We start from the raw sequence: 23,863 nt of genomic DNA, 5'->3' as shown, positions 1-23,863 counted from the left end.
TCCTCAGGTTTTAATGATTAAAATACGGACTGAAAACGCGACAGCTCAACCTGCACTGACTTCACCTGGGTATAGCTTTGCAGCGTCATCAGGCCATTTTCGCGTCCAATGCCGGAGTGCTTGTAGCCGCCGACCGGCATTTCCGCCGCTGATTCGCCCCAGGTATTAATCCAGCAGATGCCAGCTTCGATCTGGTGGATCACGCGGTGCGCCCGGTTCAGATCCTGGGTCACCAGACCGGCAGCCAGACCAAAGTCGGTGTCGTTGGCGCGGCGGATCACCTCTTCTTCGCTGTCGTAGCTCAGGATGGACATCACCGGTCCGAAGATCTCTTCACGGACGATCTTCATCTCATCGCGGCAGTCGGTGAACACCGTTGGTGCCACCCAGGCACCCTGATCGAATTCGCCACCGGTCAGGCGTTTACCGCCGCACAGCAGCCGCGCGCCTTCAGCAATGCCGGATTCGATGTAGCGCATCACGTTATCGCGATGGCTGAAGCTGACCATCGGGCCAAAGTTGGTCTCCGGCTGGCGCAGATCGCCGGCCCGGATGCGGGCGACGCGCTCGCTGATTTTGGCTTCGAACGCCGCCTGCAGTTTTGTCGGAATAAACACCCGGGTACCGTTGGTGCAGACCTGGCCGGAACTGTAGAAGTTCGCCATCATGGCGATGTCAGCCGCCAGATCGAGGTCCGCGTCGTCGAAGATGATCAGCGGCGATTTACCGCCCAGCTCCATGGTGACCTCTTTCAGCGTCGATCCCGCCGCGTTAGCCATTACTTTTTTGCCGCTAACTACGCCGCCGGTAAACGACACTTTATCGATGCCCGGATGTTCGGTCAGCAACTGGCCGGTGACCGAGCCGATGCCCGGCAACACGTTGAATACGCCGTCCGGCAGGCCCGCTTCGGTGTAGATTTCCGCCAGTTTCAATGCGGTCAGTGGCGTGACTTCGCTGGGTTTGAAAATCATCGCGTTGCCGGCCGCCAGTGCGGGTGCGGATTTCCACAGCGCGATCTGAATCGGGTAGTTCCAGGCACCGATACCGGCGACCACGCCCAGCGGTTCACGGCGGGTATAGACGAAAGAGGTGTCACGCAGTGGGATCTGCTGACCTTCCAGCGCCGGTACCAGACCGGCGTAATATTCCAGCACGTCCGCGCCGGTGACGATGTCGACGCTGGCGGTTTCGCTCAGCGGTTTACCGGTATCCAGCATCTCCAGCTCAGCCAGTTCATCGTTACGTTGACGCAGAATATCGACGGCGCGGCGCAAAATGCGTGAACGCTCCATGGCGGTCATCGCGGCCCAGATTTTCTGGCCTTTTCTGGCTGCGGCAACGGCGCGATCAACATCCTGCTGACCGGCAGCGTGAACCTCGGCCAGCACCTCGCCGTTGGCCGGATTGATGGTCTGGAACGTTTCGCCAGACGTCGCGGCAACGTAAGCGCCATCGATGTAGAGTTTCTGCTCGGTAAATCGGGACATGTTATCTCCTTCCGTTATTCGTGCTCGCCAGCCAGTTGCTGACGGATGAATTGGGTAGTCAGTGTGCGGGCTACCACCGGCTTAAACGGCTTCCCGCTCAGCGCGGCGCGTAACCATAAGCCGTCGATCAGGGCGGCCAGCCCATGTGCGGCGAGACGCGCCTGTTCCAGCGGCAGTTCGCGGCGAAATTCGGCGACCAGCGTCGAGTAAAGTCGTCGACTGCTGACCCGCTCAAGTCGATTCAGCTGGGGCTGATGCATACTGCTTGCCCAGAAATCGAGCCAGGCTTTCATCGCGGCGCTGTGCACCTGGGTTTCATCAAAATTGCCGTCGACGATTGCCCGCAGACGCTGCTCTGCCGGGGCATCAGCCAGCGGCTGCAGCCGGGCTGAAACCGCATCGCGCAGCTGGCGCGTCACATCACGCATCGTCGCTTCCAGCAGGCCGTTCTTATCTTTGAAGTAGTGACTGATGATGCCGGTCGACACACCCGCACGGCGGGCAATCTGGGCGATGGTGGCATCGTTAATCCCCACTTCGTTAATCGTGCTCAGGGTCGCATCAATCAATTGCCGACGTCGTATCGGCTGCATCCCCACCTTTGGCATAGCTCCAGCTCCACCCTCAAATCGAGTGCCTATTAAAACTTTTTTTGATTGCACGTTCAATATAAAAAGAAAAGTTGTTAGGATGCTGTTCTTTAAATGTAGCGAAAGCGCAACGGCATTGAGTGCTAAAATAGACTCGTTTGCCGAAGCGGCAAATCAGGAAAAGAGAGTACAACAACAGGCCGCACGGCGCGTCAGCCGCAGGCGGCGACATTTACCCATTGCATATTTTCAGGAAAACTAACCAGAGGTAATCGATGAATAATCCACCTGCCGGTGAAAAAGACAGACTCAATCCCGTTGTGTTCTACACCTCTGCCGGATTGATTCTGACGTTTTCACTTGTGACGATTCTCTACAGCGATCTGGCCGGCGGCTGGATCCTCTCGGCGGTGAACTGGGTCTCAGCGACCTTCGGCTGGTACTACATGCTGGCTGCTACGCTCTACATCGTGTTTGTGCTCTACATGGCCTGTTCACGGTTTGGCTCGATCAAACTGGGGCCGGAGCAGTCCAAACCCGAATTTAGCGTGCTGAGCTGGTCGGCAATGCTGTTTGCCGCCGGTATCGGTATCGACCTGATGTTCTTCTCGGTCGCCGAACCGGTGACCCAGTACATGCAGCCGCCGGAAGGGGCGGGGCAGACGCTGGAGGCCGCACGCCAGGCGATGGTCTGGACGCTGTTCCACTACGGCCTGACCGGCTGGTCGATGTATGCGCTGATGGGCATTGCGCTCGGCTACTTCAGCTATCGCTATAACCTGCCGCTGACCATTCGTTCGGCGCTCTATCCGATATTTGGTAAACGTATCTACGGCCCGATTGGACATACCGTGGATATCGCTGCGGTGGTCGGCACCATTTTTGGTATCGCCACCACGCTCGGCATTGGGGTGGTACAGCTCAATTACGGGCTGAAAGTGCTGTTTGATATTCCGGAAGGGCTGACCGCGCAGACGGCGCTGATTGTGCTGTCGGTGGTGATCGCCACGATTTCAGTGACCTCCGGCGTCGACAAAGGGATTCGTATCCTGTCAGAGCTGAACGTGGTGCTGGCGCTGGGCCTGATCCTGTTTGTGCTGTTCTTCGGTAATACCGAATTTCTGCTGAATGCACTGGTGCTGAACGTCGGCGATTACATCAACCGCTTCATGGGCATGACGCTCAATACCTTTGCCTTTGATCGACCGACGCAATGGATGAATAGCTGGACGCTGTTCTTCTGGGCATGGTGGGTCGCCTGGTCACCGTTTGTCGGGCTGTTCCTGGCGCGTATCTCCCGGGGTCGTACTATCCGCGAGTTTGTGCTCGGTACGCTGATCATTCCGTTTACCTTTACGCTGCTGTGGCTGTCGGTATTTGGCAACGCCGCGCTCTACCAGATCATTCACGGTAATGCCGGTTTTGCTCAGGAAGTGATGGCCCATGCCGAACGCGGTTTCTATAGCCTGCTGGCGCAATACCCGGCGTTTAAACTCAGTGCCTCGGTCGCGACCATTACCGGGATGCTGTTTTACGTCACCTCGGCCGACTCCGGTTCGCTGGTGCTGGGTAACTTCACCTCAAAACTGAAGGATATCAACAGCGATGCGCCAAACTGGCTGCGTATTTTCTGGTCGATTGCGATCGGGGTACTGACGCTGAGTATGCTGATGACCAACGGGATCTCTGCGCTGCAGAACACCACGGTGATCATGGGGCTGCCGTTCAGTTTCGTCATCTTCTTTGTGATGGCCGGACTGTATAAATCGCTGAAGGTGGAGGACCACCGTCGCGCCAGTGCCACGCGTGATACGGCACCTTATCTGGCCCATGCCACCGATCGTCTGACCTGGAAAAAGCGGCTGTCGCGCCTGATGAATTATCCTGGCTCGCGTTATACCCAGCAGATGATGGAAAACACCATCTATCCGGCGATGCAGGAAGTGGCGAAAGAGCTGGAGCTGCGCGGTGGTGGCGTCACGCTGGAAAAAGTGGCACCGGATGATAACAATCCGATTGGCTATCTGGACCTGCGCGTCCACCTTGGCGAAGAGCAGGATTTTGTCTATCAGGTCTGGCCGCAGCAATACTCGGTTCCGGGCTTTACCTATCGCGCCCGCAGCGGTAAATCGACCTATTACCGGCTGGAAACCTTCCTGCTGGAGGGCAGCCAGGGTAACGATTTGATGGACTACAGCAAAGAGCAGGTGATCATCGATATTCTCGATCAGTATGAGCGCCACCTGAACTTTATCCATCTCAACCGTGAGGCGCCGGGCAGTAATATCACCTTCCCGAGCATGTAACTGTCAGCCCGTAAACTCTGTTGTTTACGGGCTTTTTTTATCGCCGGTGCGGCGATCCTGCGTCGCATCGGTGACAAATCGGCTATATTCAGGGCTTACTGGCCTGATGCCTGCCAGCTGTAGACAGGGAGTCGTATGCGTAAAATATTCAGTACGTTTCTGCCGTTGTACACCACCACGCTGCTGATGCTGCTGGGGTCGGGCCTGTTAACCACCTATGTTTCACTCCGGCTCGCCAGTGAGCAGGTCAATGGCGCGCTGATCGGTGCGATTATCGCCGCTAACTACATCGGGCTGGTGATTGGTGGCAAAGTCGGGCACAACCTGATCGCCCGCGTCGGTCATATTCGCGCTTACGTTGCCTGTGCCGGGATTATTACCGCCTCGGTCATTGGTCACGGGCTGACTGATTTTATTCCGCTGTGGGTCTTCCTGCGCCTGATTATCGGGCTGTGCATGATGTGTCAATACATGGTGCTGGAGAGCTGGCTCAACGATCAGGCGGAATCGTCGCAGCGCGGCGTGATTTTTGGTTTTTACATGGTCGCCACCTATCTCGGCCTGAGCGGCGGGCAGGTGATCCTCAGCCTGCAAAGCGGCTTTGACGTCAGCACGCTGCTGATTGTGGCGCTCTGTTTTGCTCTCTGTCTGGTGCCGATTGCGCTCACCACCCGTACCCATGTTCAGCCAATGTCGCCCGCGCCGATGGAGCTCGGCTACTTCATTCGCACCATTCCTAAACTGCTCGGGACCACGCTGGTGACCGGCATGGTCATCGGCGCTTTTTATGGTCTGGCGCCGGTTTACGGCAGCAGTAAAGGCTTTACCACCAGCCAGACCGGCTACTTTATGAGCCTGACTATCTTTGCCGGGCTGGTGTCGCAGTTTCCGCTCAGCTGGCTGTCGGATCGTTATGACCGTCAGCGGCTGCTGTTCTGCATGGCTATCCTGTTTGCCGTGGCCTGCGTGCCGCTGGTGCTGTTGCCGCATCTGACCTTTAACTGGATGATCGGCATCGCCTTTGTCGCCAGTATGATGCAGTTTTCGCTCTATCCGTTGCAGGTGGCGCTGGCGAACGATCAGGTCGCTGCTGAACGGCGGGTCTCGTTAACCGCCTGTCTGCTGATGGCGTTTGGCATTGGTGCCAGTATTGGCCCGCTGGTGATCGGGGCGCTGATACAGCCATTTGGCAGCAATATGCTCTACCTGTTCTTTAGCCTGTGCGCGCTGGTGATTGCCGGACTGAGTTATGTCAAAGCCCCAGGACCGCTGCCCACTACTGAAGTGCCATTGCCGCATGTGGTGATGCCGGATAGCCTCGCCACCTCACCGCTGGGTGCGGCGTTGATCCCCACGCTGGAAGAGGAGGTGATCCAGGCATCAATGGGCAACAGCGAGCCTGAGCCGGACGAAGAGCAGGAAGAGGGGGAAGATCAGCGCGAAGATGCGCCGTTAAAATAACCACAGTCGGGGCGTGGCGGCACCGGTCGCCGCCAGCGCTCCCGGTAAGTTCCAGTGATTGCTCAGATGAGAGGCTCGACAATCGCGCCTCGCCAGGCGAAGCTGGTGAACTCGTCTTCGTCTGGATAAACACCATGCTGGAACTTCGCCCCAACTGTGAACGCTGTGACACCGATTTGCCGCCAGCCTCGACCGAGGCGCGCATCTGCTCGTTTGAATGCACCTTCTGCGCGGCGTGCGCCGAACAGTCACTGAACCATCTCTGCCCCAACTGTGGCGGTGAACTGGTGCGGCGGCCGATTCGTCCGGCAGAAAAGCTGGTAAAATTTCCGGCTAAAACCCGCGCCTGAGCCGTTTCTGGCCCAAATGACACGGGTTATTTTCTGTACAGAATAGTCTTAAGGCGGCGATATCGCTATGATGCAGGTCGTCCCTGACAGAGCTACCACCTTTACTGAGTGCCGGAGATAAGCGCCGGAAGGGACAATCCTTTTCTGGCGCCTGACTGGCTCTCTGTTGCCGCGCAGCCCATCGCCCCGATCTATACTTCAGCTATCGTCCTTAATCCTCCGCTGAAGGTCACACTATGCACTATCACTATCTCAACGGTGAAAACTGGGACAGGATCTGGATTGTCGGCGATCTGCACGGCTGTCGTCGCGAACTTGATGCGCTGTTATTGCGTCATCAGTTCAATCCGCAACAGGATTTACTGCTGTGTACCGGTGACTTAATCGATCGGGGTGAAGAGAGCGCGGGTTGTCTGGCACTGCTTGACGAACCCTGGTTTCGCTGTGTGCGCGGTAACCATGAGGAGATGGCGCTGTCGGCGTTACAGGGTCACGACGTGGCGCTCTGGCAGATGAACGGCGGTGACTGGTTCTGGCAACTGCGCGGTGCGGCACTGATCAGTGCGCGTCACGCTCTGCTGCGCTGTCGTGAACTGCCGCTGATTCTGCATCTGCAGCTTGAGCAGCGTATTATCGTGGTGGCCCATGCCGATTATCCTTCAGCCCGCTACGGCTGGGAAAAACCGCTTAACTGGCAGGATGTGGTGTGGAGTCGCCGCCGGCTGCAGGCGATAGAATCGGGTCAGCGGGGCGCGATTGAAGGCGCCGACGCTTTTTACTTCGGACACACGCCCCTCCAGCAGCCGCTGGAGGTGGATAATCTGCATTACATCGATACCGGCGCGGTGTTTGGCAATCACCTGACGCTGATTCAGCTACAGTGACCTAGCGGAACAGACGCCCGTCACGCACCAGCTCGCGCGGATAACTGTTTTTAATCCGGCTCCCGACTTTTTTCGCCAGCCCCAGCGGTTGCCGCTGCCAGGTGACAATCATCTCATCACGCGTTACCGCCGTTTCCGGATAGATATCGCGGCCGCGATACCACTCTTCAGCTTCTGCGGCGCTGAGTTCAAACGTTTGTTCCGGTGCGGGTTGGGCCAACGCGATCACCGCTTCATGTTGCCAGCGATAGCCTTTAGCAAAGGTTTCGGCCAGTTTCAGGCCAATCCGCGAGAAGCGCACTCTACCCAGCAGCGGTGTCACGGCGGCGGGGAACAGCCAGATCTCTTTATCGCGTTGCCACAGTTCCAGTGAGTCATCCCATTTGATCGAGACAGCGGCAGCGGCCTGCCGGATTTCGCTTTCCAGCTTGCGGCTGAGGTGGGAGAACGGCAGCTTACCGACTTTGTAAGTCGGCGCAGGCAGCGGCTCAACCGGGGCGGTTTTGCGCAACCGCGCCACGAAAAAGCCCTCGCTGTCGAACAGTTGCGGAAAGACGTGCAGATAGCCCTCAGGCGTTGCAGCCTGCGCGGCACCCTCAAACAGCTGATCGAGCGGCATCACCTCGACGGCGTCAGGATAGCGCTGTAGCAGCCAGGCGATGACCTGCTGATTCTCGATCTGATTGAGCGTACAGGTCGAATAGACCAGCGTCCCGCCGGGCTTCAGCGCATGAAAGGCGCTGTCGATCAGGTCGCGCTGGGTCGCGGCTAGCTGTGCGGTACTCTCCAGCGTCCAGTTTTTCAGCGCATCAGCATCCTTTCGCACCACGCCTTCGCCAGAGCAGGGCGCGTCGAGCAGTATCGCGTCAAACTGTTCCGGCAGCGCCGGGCCGAAAACCCGGGCATCAAAGTGGGTCAGGGCGCTGTTGCTGACGCCGCAACGGCTGATATTGGCGTGCAGCACTTTAACCCGGCTGGCGGAAAACTCATTCGCCAGAATGACGCCCTGGTTATTCATCCGCGCGGCAATCTGGGTGGTTTTCGATCCGGGCGCGGCGGCCATGTCCATCACTGCCGTGACCTCAGGCTGTGCATCAAACAGCGCGGTAACCGGCAGCATCGAACTGGCTTCCTGAATATAGAACAGGCCGCTGAGGTGTTCAGCTACGCTGCCGAGCGGCAGGCTCTCATCTTCACGGCTGATCCAGAATCCTTCGCTGCACCACGGCACCGGCGTCAGTTGCCAGCCATAGGGCGCGGTCTGAGTAAGGAAGTCGGCCACGCTGATTTTCAGGGTATTGACGCGCAGGCTGCGGCGCAGCGGTTGCTGGCTGATGGCGATAAATTGTTCGAAGCTGGCATCATCAGGCAGGTTCTGACGCATTAACGCGAGAAAATCAGCGGGGAAAAGCGAAGAGGAGTCTGACACGGGCACATTCCAGTTAAGGCAAAGGCGGCAGTGTAGCATGGAGAATGGAAACGGGCAGCCAGGCTGCCCGTTTCAGGCTAGCTTAGCGTGGAGAGGGGATCGCCGTTCCCCAGTTCCGCCACTCTTTCGGCGCTTCATCCTGCAGCAGGAAATGTTTATCCGGATTCGCCTGTGGTGCCAGCGGCACGGTTGGCGGTGTGGCAAACTGGATGCCGCCCTGAATAAACTGCTGGAAGGTGCCGGTTTTCACCACGCCGCCAATCAGACCAAAGTCGAGGTTATAGCCTGACGCCAGCCAGAAGACCGAGTTGTTACGCACCAGATGCTGATATTTCTTACTGATACGCAGCGCAATCTGCACCCGGTCAGCCATGTTACCCAGCGAGGTGCCGGTCACGGTACCCACTTCCACCCCACGGAACAGCACCGGCGTTCCCAGCGACAGCGATCCGGCTTCGGTAGCATCGACGTAAATGTTCAGACCGTTCAGATAGCGCGAATCGGTAATGGTGCTCTCCTGCAGTTCAAAAGTGCGCGCCGCGCGTCCTTTGCCGGGATCGACGTTGACGTAAGGCTGCAGCAGCGTTTCCAGATGATTCACGCCGGTCGCGGAGATCTCCGGTGATACCACCGAGAAACGGCTGCCGAGGCGGGCGAAATCATCCACATATTCCGGATAGAGCACCGCTTTCGCCACCACCTGATTTTTATCGCTGCTCAGCGACAGCGACTCCACCTGGCCGACATTAATGCCGAGATAGCGAATCGGCATACCGGCCGACAGCTTGCTGGCATCGAAGGTATGCAGCGTGATCTGGCTACCCACTGCGCGCGCCGCAGTTTCCGACGGATAGAGGATGCGTTTGTCGCCTTTGGCTGACAGCGCACCGCTCATATTATCGAAGCTGATCGCGCCTTTCAGCGCGCGGTTAAGCGGCGAAGCCTGTACCGTCAGGCCGCTGCCGTTCAGCTGTACCCGCGCGCCGCCTTCCGCCCAGAAGACGCTTTCGCTGGTCAGCAGCTTGCGGTACTCCGGCTGAATATGCACCGCAATATCAAACGCATCGGCGCGTGGCGTCACCTTCACAATCTCACCGACCTGATACTTGCGGTAGAGCACGATGGAACCGGCCTGCACGTCGGGCAGGCTGGTGGCGGTCAGCGTAAGGGTGGTTGACGGTGCGTCACCAATAATCCCTTCTTTGGCTTTTTCCGCATCGGCAAACAGCGGATAGCGGGTTTTCGGCTGGCCTTTCTGACCGGGCTCAAGGCGAATACCGCCATCAACCCACTCACGGGCGCTGGCTCCCAGCACCTGCATCCCATCCAGTCCGAATTTCACATCCAGCCGGCTGTTAACGATAAATTTGCTGTCGCCATGCACCAGTTCGCGGTTTTCCGGATTGACCGCCACTACGAAGTTGACGCCATTTTCATCCAGCGAGCGCGACATCACCTGGCCAATCTGCATCCCGTGCAGCATCAGCGGCTGGCCCTGATCGATGCCGTAACTTTCCGGCGCGCTGAGTTTTACCGTCAGCACGTCGGGCCTCTGCAGCAGCGACTCATTCGACGCCAGCACGGTATAGTGCTGCTGCGGCGGGCCTTCGCCCGGCACCAGTTCAAAGGTGTTACCGGTCAGCAGCGCGCTGAGGCTGGTATCAGTCAGGCTGATTTTCGGGCTACGCATCTCAATGCGGGTGCCGCTGCGCATCAGGCCCACCACGGAAGGATCGATGGTCAGCTCGCCAGTGACTTTACCGCCGTCCTGCAAATTGAGTTTGGTCAGGGTGCCGACTTCCAGGCCCTGATACATCAGCGGCGTACTGCCCGCTTTGAGATTTTTTCCGTCAGGCAGGTCGAGGGTGATCAGCACCCCGCGCTGGCTGTGGGCCAGATCGGGATAGAGCTGGTAATTCTGATCCGCTTTAGCCGGTTGCGCATCGTCAGGTGAGTCAAAGGCCACCGCACCGTTAACCAGCGCCGCCAGACTCTCCAGCTGCACTTTGGCGCCGCTCAGGCTGACATCAGCATTGACGCCCGACACGTTCCAGAAGCGACTGGTTGTTTTCACCAGATTGGTAAAGCGACGATCGATTAACACATCAATCGCCACGCCATCGGTTTTGTTGTTGATGCTGTAGTCATAGACCCGACCCACCGGAATTTTCCGGTAATAGACCAGCGAGCCGGTGCTCAGCGATCCTAAATCGGGGGCATGCAGGTGGATCAGCAGTTCGCCGGTATTCACCCGATATTTGGGTTGGGTATCCAGGGCGGTAAAGGCTTCGCTCGGCTTGCCTTTGCCCGGCATCATGCCGATATAGTTACCGCCGACCAGCGCATCCAGCCCCGATACGCCCGCCAGAGATGCCTTCGGCGTGACCAGCCAGAACTGGGTATCTTCACGCAGCGCATCACGCATGTCGCTCTTGATGCTGGCTTTGATCTGAATGCTGCGATAGTCATCGCTCAGATTAATGCCCTGCACGGTACCCACTTCCACACCCTGATAGCGAATCGGTGTGCGGCCCGGCACGATACCATCCGCCGTCTGGAAATTGATGGTGATGGTGGTGCCGCGCTCCTGATAATTGGTCCACAGCAGCCAGCAGGCGATCAGCATCGCAATGATCGGCAGCAGCCAGAAGGGCGAAATTTTACGCTTGTTGCGCAGCGTGGCGTTAGTCGGTGTAGTCGGCGTTTCCTGTTGCATGTGCATCCCAGAGCAGGCGGCTGTCCAGCCACTCAACAGACATAATGGTCAGGATCACGGCGGCACCAAAAAACAGCGCTGCCGGTCCCATGGTAAAAGCCAGCAGCTGGTCACGGTTGACCAGCGACATGGTTAACGAAATCACGAACAGATCGAGCATTGACCAGCGGCCAACCCAGTTGACAAATCGCAGTAACCGGATTCGGGTTTTCAGCCCCTGTTCGCAGCGGAAGTGGATGCTTAGCAGCAGCGTCAGCATCACCAGCACTTTGGTGAACGGCACCAGAATACTGGCGATAAATACGATCGCCGCGATGGGAATATTGCCGGAGCCCAGCGAAACGATACCGGAGAAAATGGTGTCTTCGCGCCGTGAACCATTGAGGTAAACCACTGAAATCGGCATCAGGTTGGCAGGGATCAGCAGCACGATAGAGGCAATCAGCGCCGCCCAGGATTTTTGCAGGCTGTGACGGCGGCGGAAGTCGAGCGGCGTGTGGCAGCGCGGACAGCGACCCCGCGCATCCGGCACGCCGGTGTGGTGGCAGTTGAGGCAGACCTGTAGGTCAGCGCGTGCAACATTGCCGGGGCTTTGCGGATAGAAATGATCCCACAGCTGCTCAATGTTGAGATGGATCAGCGTCAGCACACTCAGCACCGTCAGGGCAATATAGGCGGCGAGGCCGTAGCCGAGCTCCAGCGAAGCGTAATCCTGCACTTTGATCGAAGCAACGGCGATACCGATCAGGTAGATATCCAGCATCACCCACTCTTTGAGCTTCTCCAGCATCAACAGCACCGGACGTAAGTTCATTCCCAGCCGATGACCGATACCGAGGTAACAGATGCCCGCCACCAGCGTGACCGGTGCGCCGATGGTGCAAAACGCCACCATTGAGGCGGTCAGCACATCACCCTGCTGGGTCATCTGGATCACGCCTTCCAGCACGCTGGCGTTAATCCGCATGCCAAGCAGCCGGATATCCACCAGTGGCAGAGAAAAAGCGAATGGCATCAATACCATCATCGTGGCGGCCATCGCCATTAATCGGGTCATTGACCAGTCGCGGCCGCTGAGAATTTCTGCATTGCAGCGCGGGCAATGGGCCGACTGATGCGATTTCACATCCGGTAAGGAAAAAAGGGTATCGCATTGCGGACAACGCTGATAACGTGCGTGAGGCAATGTCTGGCTGATAGCGTGAATTTTCATAGGGTGATGCAATCTTCGCTCATCGTAAGTAACACATATCGGTCGTTAAGACAGCGCCTGTGTGCCTGTCTCGGGCATCACGCTTCGATCCACAGAATGCTAAGGGTATAGTAACTAACGCTATGATTCACCTTGTGGCTCTGGATATTTAGTGCTTATTTTTAACGAGCGGGAAATAACCCTGCTCAGATGTCATTGGTAACGGTCAAATAATGAACAAAACTGCCTTTTACGCCGATTTGAATCGCGATATGCGCGCCTTGCTGGCGGGAGAAACGGCGTTCCTCGCCGCAATGGGTAACTTTAGCGCGCTGTTGTATGAACGTCTCGAAGGCGTGAACTGGGCAGGTTTCTACCTGCTGACGGAAGCGGATACGCTGGTGCTGGGGCCGTTCCAGGGCAAAATTGCCTGTGTGCGTATTCCGGTCGGTAAAGGCGTATGCGGTACCGCGCTGGCCGAAGAGAAAGTGCAACGCGTAGATGATGTGCATGCTTTTCCGGGACACATCGCCTGCGACGCAGCCAGTAATGCTGAGATTGTGATTCCTCTGAAAGTGAATGGCACTGTGGTTGGGGTGCTGGACATCGACAGTGTGGAATACAATCGCTTTGACAGCGACGACGAATCGGGGCTGGTCACACTTACTGATGGGCTTTGTGAAGTGCTTGCGAACAGCGACTTAGAAAAATATCTGCAGCTGACGCGCAGCTAATCGACTGGATCACATGGCATTTAGCGATGTTGTCATTATAATGTCGCCTGTTCATGCCTGCGCTGGTCGGCAAACCCGTTGTAATCAGGAAATTTCATGGAAAATCAACCTAAGTTGAATAGCAGTAAAGAAGTCATCAGCTTTCTGGCGGAGCGCTTTCCGCACTGCTTTAGCGCTGAAGGTGAAGCGCGTCCGCTCAAGATCGGTATCTTTCAGGATCTGGTCGAGCGTGTTCAGGGCGAAATGAATCTGAGCAAAACGCAGTTGCGTTCTGCCTTACGCCTTTATACCTCCAGCTGGCGCTATCTGTACGGCATCAAAGCCGGTGCGACCCGTGTCGATCTTGACGGTAACGCCTGTGGCGTGCTGGATGAGCAACACGTAGAGCATGCACGTAAGCAACTGGAAGACGCCAAAGCGCGTGTTCAGGCGCAGCGTGATCAGCAGCGTGCCGCACGTCGTGAAGCAGGCGAAAGCGAAGAGGGCGCCGCACCGCGTCGTCCACGCAAGCCGGCTGCGCGTAAACCTGCCGAAGGCGACGCCGCGCGTAAACCGCGTCCGCAGACCGCAGCAGAACGCCCGACCGTCTCACAGCACCGCAAACCGGCCCCACGCCCGGAGCAGCAAGCCCGACCCATCACTGATACCTCAACTTTGCAGCCCGGCCAGAGTATTAAAGTTAAAGCAGGCAAAAGTGCGATGGACGCGACCGTTCTTGAAGTATCGAAAGACGGCGTTCGGGTCCAGCTCGCTTCCGGCATGGCAATGATTGTGCGCGCAGAACACTTGCAGTTCTGAAACGGAGGCTGACCCCGGCATGAACACCCTTTTTAAAATTGGACTTATTGCGGGCCTGCTGTTGTCAGGCCCTTCCTTTGGCGCGGAGAATATTACCCGCGCCGACCAGATCCCCCAGTTACATGAGGATGCGCAGGACCCGACGGTCAGTGAGCGCGTCACGTCACGCTTTACCCGTTCCCACTACCGCCAGTTCGATCTGAATCAGGACTTTTCAGCGAAAATTTTTGATCGCTACCTGAACATGCTCGATTACAGCCATAACGTGCTGCTGGCCTCGGATGTGGCCCAGTTTGCCAGCAGAAAAACCACCGTCGGCGATGAGCTGCGCAGCGGTAAGCTGGACCTGTTTTACGATCTCTACAATCTGGCCCAGAAACGCCGCTTTGAGCGCTATCAGTATGCGCTGACGGTGCTGGCTCGCCCGATGAATTTTAGCGGCAACGACACCATCGACATTGACCGCGCCAAAGCACCCTGGCCGAAAGATCAGTCTGAGCTGAACGCGCTGTGGGATGCCAAGGTTAAATATGACCAGCTGAGCCTGAAGCTGGCCGGTAAAGACGAGAAAGAGATTCGCGATGTGCTGACCAAGCGCTATAACTTCGCGATCCGTCGTCTGGCGCAGAGCAACAGTGAAGATGTGTTCCAGCTGGCGATGAACGCCTTCGCCCACGAAATCGATCCTCACACCAGCTACCTCTCACCGCGCAACACCGAACAGTTCAATACCGAAATGAGCCTGTCGCTGGAAGGGATCGGCGCGGTGCTGCAGATGGATGACGACTACACCGTGATCAATTCCATGGTGGCGGGCGGTCCGGCTGCGAAAAGTAAAGCCATTACCGTGGGTGACCGCATCGTTGGTGTGGGTCAGCCTGGCAAGCCTATCGAAGATGTGATTGGCTGGCGTCTGGATGACGTAGTAGCAAAAATTAAAGGCCCGAAAGGCAGCAAAGTCCGTCTGGAAGTGCTGCCTGCCGGTAAAGGCACCAAAACCCGCACCGTCACGCTGACGCGTGAGAAGATCCGTCTTGAAGATCGGGCGGTGAAAATGAGCGTGCGGAATGTTGGTAAGCAGAAAGTCGGCGTACTCGATATTCCCGGCTTCTATGTCGGCCTGACTGATGACGTTAAAGTGCAGCTGCAGAAACTGCAAAAGCAGAACGTGGATAGCGTGGTGATCGATCTGCGTACCAACGGTGGTGGCGCGCTGACCGAAGCCGTCTCACTCTCCGGCCTGTTTATTCCGAGTGGCCCGGTGGTGCAGGTGCGTGATAACAACGGTCGGGTGCGCGAAGACAGCGACAACGATGGCGTGGTCTACTATAAAGGCCCGCTGGTGGTGCTGGTCGATCGCTTCAGTGCCTCAGCCTCAGAGATTTTCGCGGCGGCAATGCAGGATTATGGCCGCGCGGTGATTGTCGGTGAGCCGACCTTTGGTAAAGGCACCGTTCAGCAGTATCGCTCGCTGAACCGCATCTACGATCAGATGCTGCGCCCGGAATGGCCAGCGCTGGGCTCGGTCTCTTATACCATTCAGAAGTTCTATCGCATCAACGGCGGCAGTACGCAGCGTAAAGGCGTTACGCCCGATCTGCTGATGCCAACCGGCGTAGAAGCGGCTGAAACCGGTGAGAAGTTCGAGGACAATGCGCTGCCGTGGGACAGCATCAATGCGGCGACCTACGTCAAAACCGGCGATGTGAAACCGCTGGTACCGCAGCTGACCCGTCAGCATGCCGATCGCATCGCTCAGGATCGTGAGTTCCAGTACATCATGAAGGACATTGCCCGTTACAATGCCCTGAAAGATAAACGCAACATCGTGTCGCTCAATCTCGCCCAGCGTGAGAAAGAGAATCACGAAGATGATGCGTCGCGACTGGAGCGGATCAATGCCCGTTATCAGGCCGAAGGCAAAAAACCGCTGAAAAACCTCGATGAACTGCCGAAGGATTATAAAGAGCCGGACCCGTATCTTGATGAGACGGTGAAGATTGCCAACGACCTGGCGCAGCTCGATAAATCTCAGCCCGACGCGCCTGCGGCTAAATAAGCCGCCGTCGCGATGAAAAAGCACCGTTCAGCGGTGCTTTTTTTTTGGAAAAATGGCGTGCCGGTCATCTTTGATAAGCGTCAGTAAACCGATGCAGCAGCGATGCAGAGCGGCGAAGATGACAAAGTGTAAAGTTATGTCTTTTTAGACACTTAAACGTTAAGGTCGCTTGAAAAGCGGCACAATGGACATAGGATATGTATCCGCGCACATGCGCGTGAACCACTGAGGAAGATTAACAAATATGATGCGTATTGCTCTTTTCCTGATGACCAACCTGGCTGTGATGTTGGTTTTCGGGCTGATTCTCAGCCTGACAGGGATCCAGTCAAGCAGTGTTCAGGGCCTGATGATCATGGCGGGTCTGTTTGGCTTTGGCGGTGCGTTTGTTTCACTGCTGATGTCGAAGTGGATGGCACTGCGTTCGGTTGGCGGTGAAGTAATTGAACAGCCGCGTAACGAAACGGAGCGCTGGCTGATGACGACCATTGGACGCCAGGCGCAGCAGGCCGGTATTGCGATGCCGCAGGTTGCGATCTACCACGCGCCGGACATCAACGCTTTTGCAACCGGTGCACGGCGTGACGCCTCGCTGGTGGCCGTTTCCACTGGCTTACTGCAAAACATGAGCCGTGACGAAGCGGAAGCGGTGCTGGCACACGAAATCTCCCACATCGCCAACGGCGACATGATCACCATGACGCTGATTCAGGGTATCGTGAACACCTTTGTGATCTTTGTTTCACGTATTCTGGCGCAGATCGCGGCGGGCTTTATGTCCGGTAACCGTGATGGTGAAGAGAGCAGCAACGGTAATCCGCTGGTCTATTTTGCGGTATCGATGGTGCTGGAACTGGTGTTTGGTATTCTTGCCAGCATCATCACCATGTGGTTCTCACGTCACCGTGAATTTCATGCCGACGCCGGTTCTGCGAAGCTGGTGGGTCGTGAGAAGATGATTGCAGCGTTGCAGCGCCTGAAAACCAGCTATGAACCGCAGGAACCCAGCAGCATGATGGCGTTCTGTATTAACGGTAAAGGCAAATCGTTCAGCGAGCTGTTTATGTCGCATCCGCCGTTAGATAAGCGTATTGAAGCCCTGCGCAGCGGTCAGTATCTGAAGTAAGCGTGATGACAGTATGAAGGCGACCCTCTCGGGTCGCCTTTTTTTATGCCGCGGCGCGGGTCTGGGTCATGCGTGACAGGCTGACCACCGCCGCCACGGTTGAAAAACCACCGGCCAGCAGCAGTGAAGCATGGGTGCCGCTCTGGTCAAACAGGTTAAACATCAGCGCCACCAGTGCCGCACCGATGCTCTGACCCAGCAGGCGGGCGGTGCCGAGCATTCCGCTGGCACCACCGCTGCGGTGACGCGGTGCAGAGGTGATAATGGTGTGATTATTGGGGGACTGAAACAGGCCAAAACCTGCGCCGCATAGCATCATCCGCCAGATAATATCCGCATCGGTAGGCTGGACCGGCAGCATCGCCAGCAGAAACAGTCCGGCCGCAAACATCGCCAGACCGATACCGCCAAGCAGGCCGGCATGGACGCGCTCAATCAGTCGTCCGGCTATCGGGGCAAACACCATGGTCGCCAGCGGCCAGGGCGTCAGCAGCAAACCGGTTGTCACCTCATCGCGGCCCAGCACGTTCTGCAGGAAGAACGGCAATGACACCATGGCCAGCATCTGCGCGCAGAATGAACAGACCGAGGTGCCCATCGACAGGCTGAAAATCGGGATACGCAGCAGATCCACCGGCAGCAGCGGGACCGCCATGTTCAGCTGACGTCGAATAAAGAACAGCCCCACCAGCAGCAACGCCACCAATTCCGCCAGCACCAGCCAGCCATTCTGACCCTGAGCAAAGCCGCTTAAAGCGGATATCAGCAGGCCGAAAAACAGCGCATTCATAATCGCGCTGGGAATATCAAACTTCTGCGAGGTCGCTTTCTGCGGGTTATCCGGCAAGGTACGCAGCGCCAGCCATAGCGCAATTATGCCCAGCGGCACGTTAATCAGAAACAGCCATTTCCAGCTGGCAACGGAGAGAATCGCCGCGGCCACCGTCGGGCCGGCTGCGGTCGATACCGCCACAATCAGCGAGTTGATTGCCATTCCGCGGCCAAGGTAGCGCTGCGGATAAATAATGCGGATCAGCGCAGTATTCACGCTCATCAGGGCCGCGCCGCCAAAGCCCTGCAGCACACGGGCAAAGGTCAGCATATTCAGCGAGGTAGAGAGGGCGCAGAACAGCGAGGTTGCAATAAACAGCGCCAGCCCGGCCTGATAAACACGGCGATAGCCCAGCATATCGCCCAGAAACGACAGCGACAGCAGCGAAACGATAATCGCAATCTGGTAGGCATTGACGATCCATACCGATTCCGCCGGACTGGCATTCAGTTCACGGGAAATGGTCGGTAACGCCACGTTGGCAATCGCACCATCCAGCACGGCCATGGTGATGCCCAGCGCGATGGTCAGAATCGCCCAGTAGCGCTGGGCAACAGGGAGTCCGTCTTGCGGAGTAGAGGTCGGCATAAAGTAGTTACTAAAGAGGGTGAATATCACCATGCTAATGAAATTGCCATGAAAAAGCAGCGCGCAACGTGACAAAAAGTTGTCTTAAAATATGTCTTAGCGCCGGCATCGGCCTCTGCGGCGCTCATGCTTCATCCGCCGATCCCGGCTGCCACTCACCCAGACCGGCGGAATGCCTGGTTTTCCGCGGCTGGGCCAGTGCCGGAAACGCACCGCACGACGCGGTGTTGCTGGCGTCTTACCGGTCACGATTCTGATGGATAAAGGCGGCCTGAGGCGCGAAATCATTTCCGCCGTCGCCAGCCTCGCTCTATACTGACAGTCCGTTCCATTTTTTTTGAAACAGGTTTAACAAGGTGCGCGATGTCCTCTGCTGAAAATGACAAACAGCCCGATTCAGTCTCCTCGGTACTTAAAGTGTTCGGTATTTTGCAGGCACTGGGTGAAGAGCGCGATCACGGTATTACGGAACTCGCGCAGCGCGTGATGATGTCGAAAAGTACCGTTTACCGTTTTCTGCAAACCATGAAGTCGCTGGGTTACGTTACTCAGGAAGGGGAGAGTGAAAAATATTCGCTGACCCTGAAGCTGTTTGAGCTGGGCGCAAAAGCGTTGCAGAACGTCGATCTGATCCGCAGCGCCGACGTGCAGATGCGGGAGCTGTCGCGCCTGACCAAAGAGACGATTCACCTCGGGGCGCTGGAAGAGGACAGCATTGTCTACATCCACAAAATTGATTCACTCTACAACCTGCGCATGTATTCACGCATCGGCCGACGTAATCCGCTGCATACCACCGCCATTGGTAAAGTGCTGCTCGCCTGGCGCGATCGTCAGGAAGTGAGAGAGATCCTGCGCGACGTTGAGTTCAAACGCAGCACCGCCAATACGCTGTTAAGCGCAGAGGCGCTGCTTGAGACGCTGGATCAGGTTAAAATCCAGGGTTACGGCGAAGATAATGAAGAGCAGGAAGAGGGATTACGCTGCATCGCGGTACCGGTGTTTGATCGCTTTGGCGTGGTGATCGCCGGACTGAGTATTTCCTTCCCGACCATCCGTTTTTCAGAAGACGCCAGACAGGACTATGTGGCCATGCTGCACCGCGCAGCACGCACCCTGTCAGCAGAAATGGGGTTTCATCACTACGACTTCTGACAACAGCGGGCCACTGCGCCCGCCGTTTCAAAAATCAGTTATCAATCACTTCTCCGCTCTTCTTCAGTAACGGACAATCGGTAACGCCGATTACGCCACTGTCAGTGTGCAGATATTGCGCGCTGATAAGGCCACGAGCGGTAAGATAACTGCACTGCAATCCCAGACCCGCTGCGTTTTTGGTGCTGCCGGTCAATACGCCGTAACCGGTAAAAAGCATCGCCAGCCAGATGACCGCCAGTAAACCTATTGTCCGAATCAACAGTTTCATTTTGTCTCCTTGTGACAGATAACGCAGCGATCCACATATTGCTGCTGGTCGTGATTGTACCAGCATGCCTCGCTTTTCTGGCCGGATCGATCAGAGATAACTGAAACGGTAAATTCTGTATTCGCGCAAAGCCATTATCTTTTACCAGGCCTGAGGGTAGAATGGGCGGTTGTCGTGTTTTCAGACTTTCCACTAAGGTGTATGAGGCAGTTATGAATGAGTTAGCCGCAAATTCGGGACCACTGGTCAGTTATGGTCTGCTGGTGATAATTTTGATTGTGGCCTTTATCGTCTGGTTCTTTGTCAACCGGGCCAGCGTGCGCGCCGGTGAGCAGATTCATTTACTCGAATTGCTGCTGGAAGAGCAGAAGAAGCAGAACCTGCTGTTACGCCGTCTGGTTGAGGCGCAGCCGGGTTCAGAGAGCAAAAAAACTGAGGAAGATCAGGATAAACGCGATTTCATCCGTCTGATCCCGGAACGTTAATTCCCGCAGGGAGGCTGGATGGCCTGGAAAAATCCGTGGTATGACAGCAGTAAAGCGCATCACACGCCTGAGGGCTTTCGCAATCCGGAACCCGATGCGCGTCAGCCCGGCGATCTGCAACGCTGGCGTCGTGAGCGTAAAGCGCAGGGATTGCCACTGCCGCCGCAGCAGGGCTATGCCGGCTTTAGCGCGCGGTGGTGGCAACCGGCCGATCTGAGCGGCAGCGATGACCGCATCTGGTGGCTGGGACATGCTGCGTTGTTACTTCGGATTAACCAGCGCTATATCCTGATCGATCCCGCGTTATCGCCGCGGGCTTCACCGCTGCGTTTTGCCGGGCCGCCGCGCCGGACGCCTGCACCGTTGCACATCCGCGATTTACCGCAGCTCGATCTGGTGCTGGTCTCACATAATCATTACGATCATCTCGACACCCCGACGATTAAACAGATTATCCGGCGGTTTCCGCAGGTCAGATTTGTGGTGCCGCTCGGCCTGGCTGGCTGGTTCAGCCGTCAGGGTGCCAGAAAGGTGGAGCAGCTGGACTGGTGGCAGTCGCTGCAGATTGACGATCTCTGCATTGATGCGGTACCGGCGCGCCACTGGAGTATGCGAACGCCGCGCGATCGCAATCGTTCACTCTGGTGCGGCTGGGTCATTCGTTCGGCAGGGCTGCGTTTCTGGTTTTCGGGCGATAGCGGCTACAGTGACAATTTGCTGGAGATTGCGACCCGTCTCGGACCCTTCAACCTTGCGGCTTTACCCATCGGAGCCTGGGCACCAAAATGGTTCATGGCGAGCCAGCATATGGACCCGGATCAGGCTGTTGCGCTTTGGCAGGCGGCAGGCAGGCCGTTAACGGTTCCGATCCACTGGGGCGTGTTTGAACTGGCTGATGAATCTTTAGATGCCCCACCGGCCGAACTGAACCGTGCGCTGCAGCGGGCAGGGGAGAAGGAGACCTGTTTTTCTGCCTGGCGAATAGGGGAAAGCCGGGCACTGGATAATACCGACCAGGAATAATCCTAAAGCAGAGGAAATGATTTTAATCAGCCTCTGTTTTATCTGACATCAATTTTTCACTTCAAAAGCAAAATTTCTAATAAGTAAAATCTGAACTGATGCTTTTATTTGGCGCAGCACAAAATGATGAATCCTGTTTTTGGTGCAACGTGCTTTTTATATTTGTACTAAATAAAGTGCGCTGTACAGGATTGGCGCTGCGTTAATCACTTTTGTGGTCTACCGCTTCGCTTATTCTTTTAGCGTTTGCCATATTTGTGAAATAATAATTTCTTATGGTATCCATCATTTTAGCCGAAGCCGGGCGCAGAAGCGTAGGCTACTGCGACTGCAAAGGCATTTGGCGGAATAGCGGAAGCCTTTATTTCATCGGGCCGAAAAGCGCGTCTTCTGTACCAGACGGAACATTCATTGTGAGCACTCTGGCAATTGTGGACAAAGCTTCTCACCTCGTTTAAAAATGGCTTGCCATTATTTTAAGGATATGTGATAACAATTCGTGGGTTAAACGAGGTACAGTTCTGTTTATGCATGGCATCTTCAGTAAAGAAGTTACGAGTAAAGACGTTGACGTTGAATACCGCTTCCTTGCCGAACCTTAATTAGTGCCTCATTCAGTAACGTCTCTGGTTTCTCTGTAGGTCAGCCTTCGGGCTAAATAAACATTCAAAGGAATTTGCAAAATGGCAAAGATTAAAGGTCAGGTTAAGTGGTTCAACGAGTCTAAAGGTTTTGGTTTCATTACGCCTGCTGACGGTAGCAAAGATGTGTTCGTACACTTCTCCGCTATCCAGGGCAATGGTTTCAAAACCCTGGCCGAAGGCCAAAGCGTTGAGTTCGAAATTCAGGACGGCCAGAAAGGCCCGGCAGCAGTAAACGTTACTGCTATCTGATTCGACTCCGACTCGGTGCACTGCACCTCGACACGGAATCTTAAAGCCCTGGCGAATTCGCCGGGGCTTTCTTTATGCTTCCGATGCGCAAACGTAAAGGGTACACTGCGGCGCGTTATCTGCTGCCGGAGTGCCTCATGTCGTTGATCTGCCCCCTTTGCCATTCCCCTCTTATCCTGACTGAGCGCAGCTGGCGCTGTGAAAACCGTCATCAGTTTGACCAGGCGAAAGAGGGCTACGTCAATTTGCTGCCCGTTCAGCATAAACGTTCGCGTGAGCCGGGTGACAGCGCGGAAATGATGCAGGCACGGCGTGAATTTCTGGAGGCGGGCTATTATCAGCCGCTGCGCGACCAGGTGGTCAGCCTGCTGGCCCCGACGCTCTCCCAGCCGGGCAGCCAGATTCTTGATATTGGCTGTGGCGAAGGTTATTACACCGCGGCGCTGGCGGCAGCCAACAGCGAGACGGGTCAGGTTTACGGGCTGGACGTTGCCAGAATGGCGATCCGGCTGGCGGCAAAGCGCTACGCTGAGGTGCTGTTCTGCGTGGCCTCCAGCCAGCGCTTACCCTTTGCCAGCCAGTCGCTGGATGCGATAGTGCGGATTTACGCACCCTGTAATGAAGCGGAGCTGGCGCGGGTGCTGAAGCCCGGCGGCATCGTGCTTACCGTTACTCCCGGCCCGCACCATCTGCAGCAGTTTAAGGCCCTGATCTATCGCGAGGTGCAGTTGCATGCGGCGGAACAAAAAACCTATCCCGATTTTCACCTGCTGGCGCAGCATTCGCTGCGTTATCCGATGGCGCTGACCGGCGCGGCGGCCACCACGCTGTTGCAGATGACGCCTTTCGCCTGGCGAGCGCGTGATGAGGTCTGGCAAACGTTGCAGCAGAGCGACCAGTTCAACTGTGACGCCGATTTCACCCTGACGCTGTGGCAGCGCGACTAACGCGCCTCCACCAGGGTGTTATAGATGCGCTCCAGATCGTCAAGTTGCTGCACCGCCACCAGCAGCCGACGCTGTTCGAGCTGGATCACCAGAATGCCATCTTCAGAAAGATTCATCCCCTCAATCCGCCGGTAATCGATCCAGACGCCGGCATAAAACAAGCCGCCGTTTTTCATCAGCAGTTTTGGCCGGCGTAACCAGAACAGCCAGAACGCCAGAAAGCTCAGCACCATCAGTAAAGACGTGGTGAGCTGCGGGCCGTGATGGCTGACGTTATTCCACAGCAGAATCAGCAGCAGACCAATGAAGATCAGACTGTCGATTTTGTGTCGCCGCTGCAGCGCCACCCGTAAGCGGGTTGGCCCGCGACGACGCGGCAGAATCACCTCATCGTAAATCGCAAACAGCAGCAGGGCGGCAATACAGCCTGCAATCAACATGTCGGTCAATGACATGGAACCTCCTCAAACAGGGTGAGATCAGCCCGTCAGGGCTCAGCTCACCACGCTCAAAAAAGTCGGGAGCCTGGGCTCC

22 protein-coding genes are annotated in these 23,863 nt (G+C 56.4%); 14 read left to right on the top strand and 8 right to left on the bottom strand.

Annotated features, from left to right (window positions below):
• Window positions 1–17: 17 nt before the first annotated feature.
• Window positions 18–1,490, bottom strand: a complete 1,473-nt coding sequence (betB, locus tag ACX3P5_RS10155; protein WP_458968648.1) for a betaine-aldehyde dehydrogenase — start codon at window positions 1,488–1,490, stop codon at window positions 18–20.
• A gap of 14 nt (window positions 1,491–1,504) precedes the next feature.
• The gene (gene betI, locus ACX3P5_RS10150; RefSeq protein WP_233987958.1) at window positions 1,505–2,098 is read right to left on the bottom strand and encodes a transcriptional regulator BetI; all 594 of its coding nucleotides are present in this window, start codon (window positions 2,096–2,098) and stop codon (window positions 1,505–1,507) included.
• 257 nt (window positions 2,099–2,355) lie between these two features.
• Between betI and ACX3P5_RS10145 the strand changes: the two genes are divergently transcribed.
• From ACX3P5_RS10145 to ACX3P5_RS10130, 4 genes are all read left to right on the top strand, one after another.
• A complete protein-coding gene (locus ACX3P5_RS10145) occupies window positions 2,356–4,386 on the top strand; it encodes a choline transporter (protein ID WP_233987959.1) in 2,031 nt (676 codons plus the stop codon).
• A 135-nt stretch (window positions 4,387–4,521) separates the two neighbouring features.
• The gene (locus ACX3P5_RS10140; RefSeq protein WP_233987960.1) at window positions 4,522–5,847 is read left to right on the top strand and encodes an MFS transporter; all 1,326 of its coding nucleotides are present in this window, start codon (window positions 4,522–4,524) and stop codon (window positions 5,845–5,847) included.
• A 134-nt stretch (window positions 5,848–5,981) separates the two neighbouring features.
• Window positions 5,982–6,197 carry a DUF1272 domain-containing protein gene (locus ACX3P5_RS10135; protein WP_233987961.1) on the top strand — a complete coding sequence of 72 codons (216 nt, stop codon included), beginning with the start codon at window positions 5,982–5,984 and terminating at the stop codon, window positions 6,195–6,197.
• A 236-nt stretch (window positions 6,198–6,433) separates the two neighbouring features.
• Window positions 6,434–7,081 carry a metallophosphoesterase gene (locus ACX3P5_RS10130; protein ID WP_458968647.1) on the top strand — a complete coding sequence of 216 codons (648 nt, stop codon included), beginning with the start codon at window positions 6,434–6,436 and terminating at the stop codon, window positions 7,079–7,081.
• A 1-nt stretch (window position 7,082) separates the two neighbouring features.
• Here ACX3P5_RS10130 and rsmF read toward each other — a convergent pair whose 3' ends face one another.
• Genes rsmF through yebS form a run of 3 tightly spaced genes read right to left on the bottom strand, consistent with a single transcriptional unit; the run spans window position 7,083 to window position 12,439 of the window.
• Entirely contained in the window at window positions 7,083–8,549 is a 1,467-nt protein-coding gene (gene rsmF / locus ACX3P5_RS10125) for a 16S rRNA (cytosine(1407)-C(5))-methyltransferase RsmF (protein WP_458968646.1), read from the bottom strand.
• A gap of 43 nt (window positions 8,550–8,592) precedes the next feature.
• Window positions 8,593–11,226, bottom strand: coding sequence for a PqiB family protein (locus tag ACX3P5_RS10120; RefSeq protein ID WP_233987964.1), 2,634 nt, complete (start codon window positions 11,224–11,226; stop codon window positions 8,593–8,595).
• The gene (gene yebS / locus ACX3P5_RS10115) at window positions 11,195–12,439 is read right to left on the bottom strand and encodes a membrane integrity lipid transport subunit YebS (RefSeq protein WP_458968645.1); all 1,245 of its coding nucleotides are present in this window, start codon (window positions 12,437–12,439) and stop codon (window positions 11,195–11,197) included. Before yebS ends, ACX3P5_RS10120 begins: the two co-directional genes overlap by 32 nt.
• Before the next feature lie 212 nt (window positions 12,440–12,651).
• Between yebS and ACX3P5_RS10110 the strand changes: the two genes are divergently transcribed.
• The 4 genes from ACX3P5_RS10110 (at window position 12,652) to htpX (ending at window position 17,135) form a co-directional block, all read left to right on the top strand.
• Window positions 12,652–13,152: a GAF domain-containing protein gene (locus ACX3P5_RS10110; RefSeq protein ID WP_233987966.1), complete on the top strand. Its 501-nt coding sequence runs from the start codon at window positions 12,652–12,654 to the stop codon at window positions 13,150–13,152.
• A gap of 96 nt (window positions 13,153–13,248) precedes the next feature.
• Window positions 13,249–13,950: an RNA chaperone ProQ gene (proQ, locus tag ACX3P5_RS10105; RefSeq protein WP_458968644.1), complete on the top strand. Its 702-nt coding sequence runs from the start codon at window positions 13,249–13,251 to the stop codon at window positions 13,948–13,950.
• Window positions 13,951–13,969: 19 nt separating this feature from the next.
• Window positions 13,970–16,009 (top strand): carboxy terminal-processing peptidase, encoded by a 2,040-nt coding sequence (gene prc / locus ACX3P5_RS10100; protein ID WP_293002763.1) that lies wholly within the window; start codon window positions 13,970–13,972, stop codon window positions 16,007–16,009.
• A gap of 244 nt (window positions 16,010–16,253) precedes the next feature.
• Complete coding sequence (gene htpX / locus ACX3P5_RS10095) at window positions 16,254–17,135, top strand: protease HtpX (protein ID WP_233987968.1); 882 nt, start codon at window positions 16,254–16,256, stop codon at window positions 17,133–17,135.
• 43 nt (window positions 17,136–17,178) lie between these two features.
• On the opposite strand, the gene ACX3P5_RS10090 is transcribed toward htpX, so the two are convergent.
• Window positions 17,179–18,555 (bottom strand): MFS transporter, encoded by a 1,377-nt coding sequence (locus tag ACX3P5_RS10090; protein WP_458969177.1) that lies wholly within the window; start codon window positions 18,553–18,555, stop codon window positions 17,179–17,181.
• A 363-nt stretch (window positions 18,556–18,918) separates the two neighbouring features.
• On the opposite strand from ACX3P5_RS10090, the gene kdgR reads away from it, so the two are divergent.
• Entirely contained in the window at window positions 18,919–19,710 is a 792-nt protein-coding gene (kdgR, locus tag ACX3P5_RS10085; protein ID WP_233987970.1) for a DNA-binding transcriptional regulator KdgR, read from the top strand.
• Between the two features lie 34 nt (window positions 19,711–19,744).
• Here the strand turns inward: kdgR and ACX3P5_RS10080 are convergent, their stop codons facing one another.
• A complete protein-coding gene (locus ACX3P5_RS10080) occupies window positions 19,745–19,981 on the bottom strand; it encodes a YobH family protein (protein WP_233987971.1) in 237 nt (78 codons plus the stop codon).
• A 212-nt stretch (window positions 19,982–20,193) separates the two neighbouring features.
• Here ACX3P5_RS10080 and ACX3P5_RS10075 point away from each other — a divergent pair, with 212 nt between their 5' ends.
• From ACX3P5_RS10075 to rlmA, 5 genes are all read left to right on the top strand, one after another.
• Window positions 20,194–20,466, top strand: coding sequence for a YebO family protein (locus ACX3P5_RS10075; RefSeq protein ID WP_233987972.1), 273 nt, complete (start codon window positions 20,194–20,196; stop codon window positions 20,464–20,466).
• An 18-nt stretch (window positions 20,467–20,484) separates the two neighbouring features.
• Window positions 20,485–21,489, top strand: a complete 1,005-nt coding sequence (locus ACX3P5_RS10070; RefSeq protein WP_233987973.1) for an MBL fold metallo-hydrolase — start codon at window positions 20,485–20,487, stop codon at window positions 21,487–21,489.
• 527 nt (window positions 21,490–22,016) lie between these two features.
• Window positions 22,017–22,091 (top strand): DUF2627 domain-containing protein, encoded by a 75-nt coding sequence (locus ACX3P5_RS10065; RefSeq protein WP_143811575.1) that lies wholly within the window; start codon window positions 22,017–22,019, stop codon window positions 22,089–22,091.
• A gap of 81 nt (window positions 22,092–22,172) precedes the next feature.
• Entirely contained in the window at window positions 22,173–22,382 is a 210-nt protein-coding gene (gene cspE / locus ACX3P5_RS10060; RefSeq protein ID WP_003852684.1) for a transcription antiterminator/RNA stability regulator CspE, read from the top strand.
• Between the two features lie 137 nt (window positions 22,383–22,519).
• Complete coding sequence (rlmA, locus tag ACX3P5_RS10055; RefSeq protein ID WP_336755347.1) at window positions 22,520–23,329, top strand: 23S rRNA (guanine(745)-N(1))-methyltransferase; 810 nt, start codon at window positions 22,520–22,522, stop codon at window positions 23,327–23,329.
• On the opposite strand, the gene ACX3P5_RS10050 is transcribed toward rlmA, so the two are convergent.
• Window positions 23,326–23,784 (bottom strand): DUF986 family protein, encoded by a 459-nt coding sequence (locus ACX3P5_RS10050; RefSeq protein ID WP_458968643.1) that lies wholly within the window; start codon window positions 23,782–23,784, stop codon window positions 23,326–23,328. The two genes, rlmA and ACX3P5_RS10050, sit on opposite strands and share 4 nt — an antisense overlap.
• Between the last annotated feature and the right edge of the window lie 79 nt (window positions 23,785–23,863).

It is taken from the genome of Pantoea sp. S-LA4 (assembly GCF_054482835.1).
The sequence above is the reverse complement of the archived record's forward strand: the minus strand, read 5'-3'. Positions and strand labels throughout refer to the sequence as shown.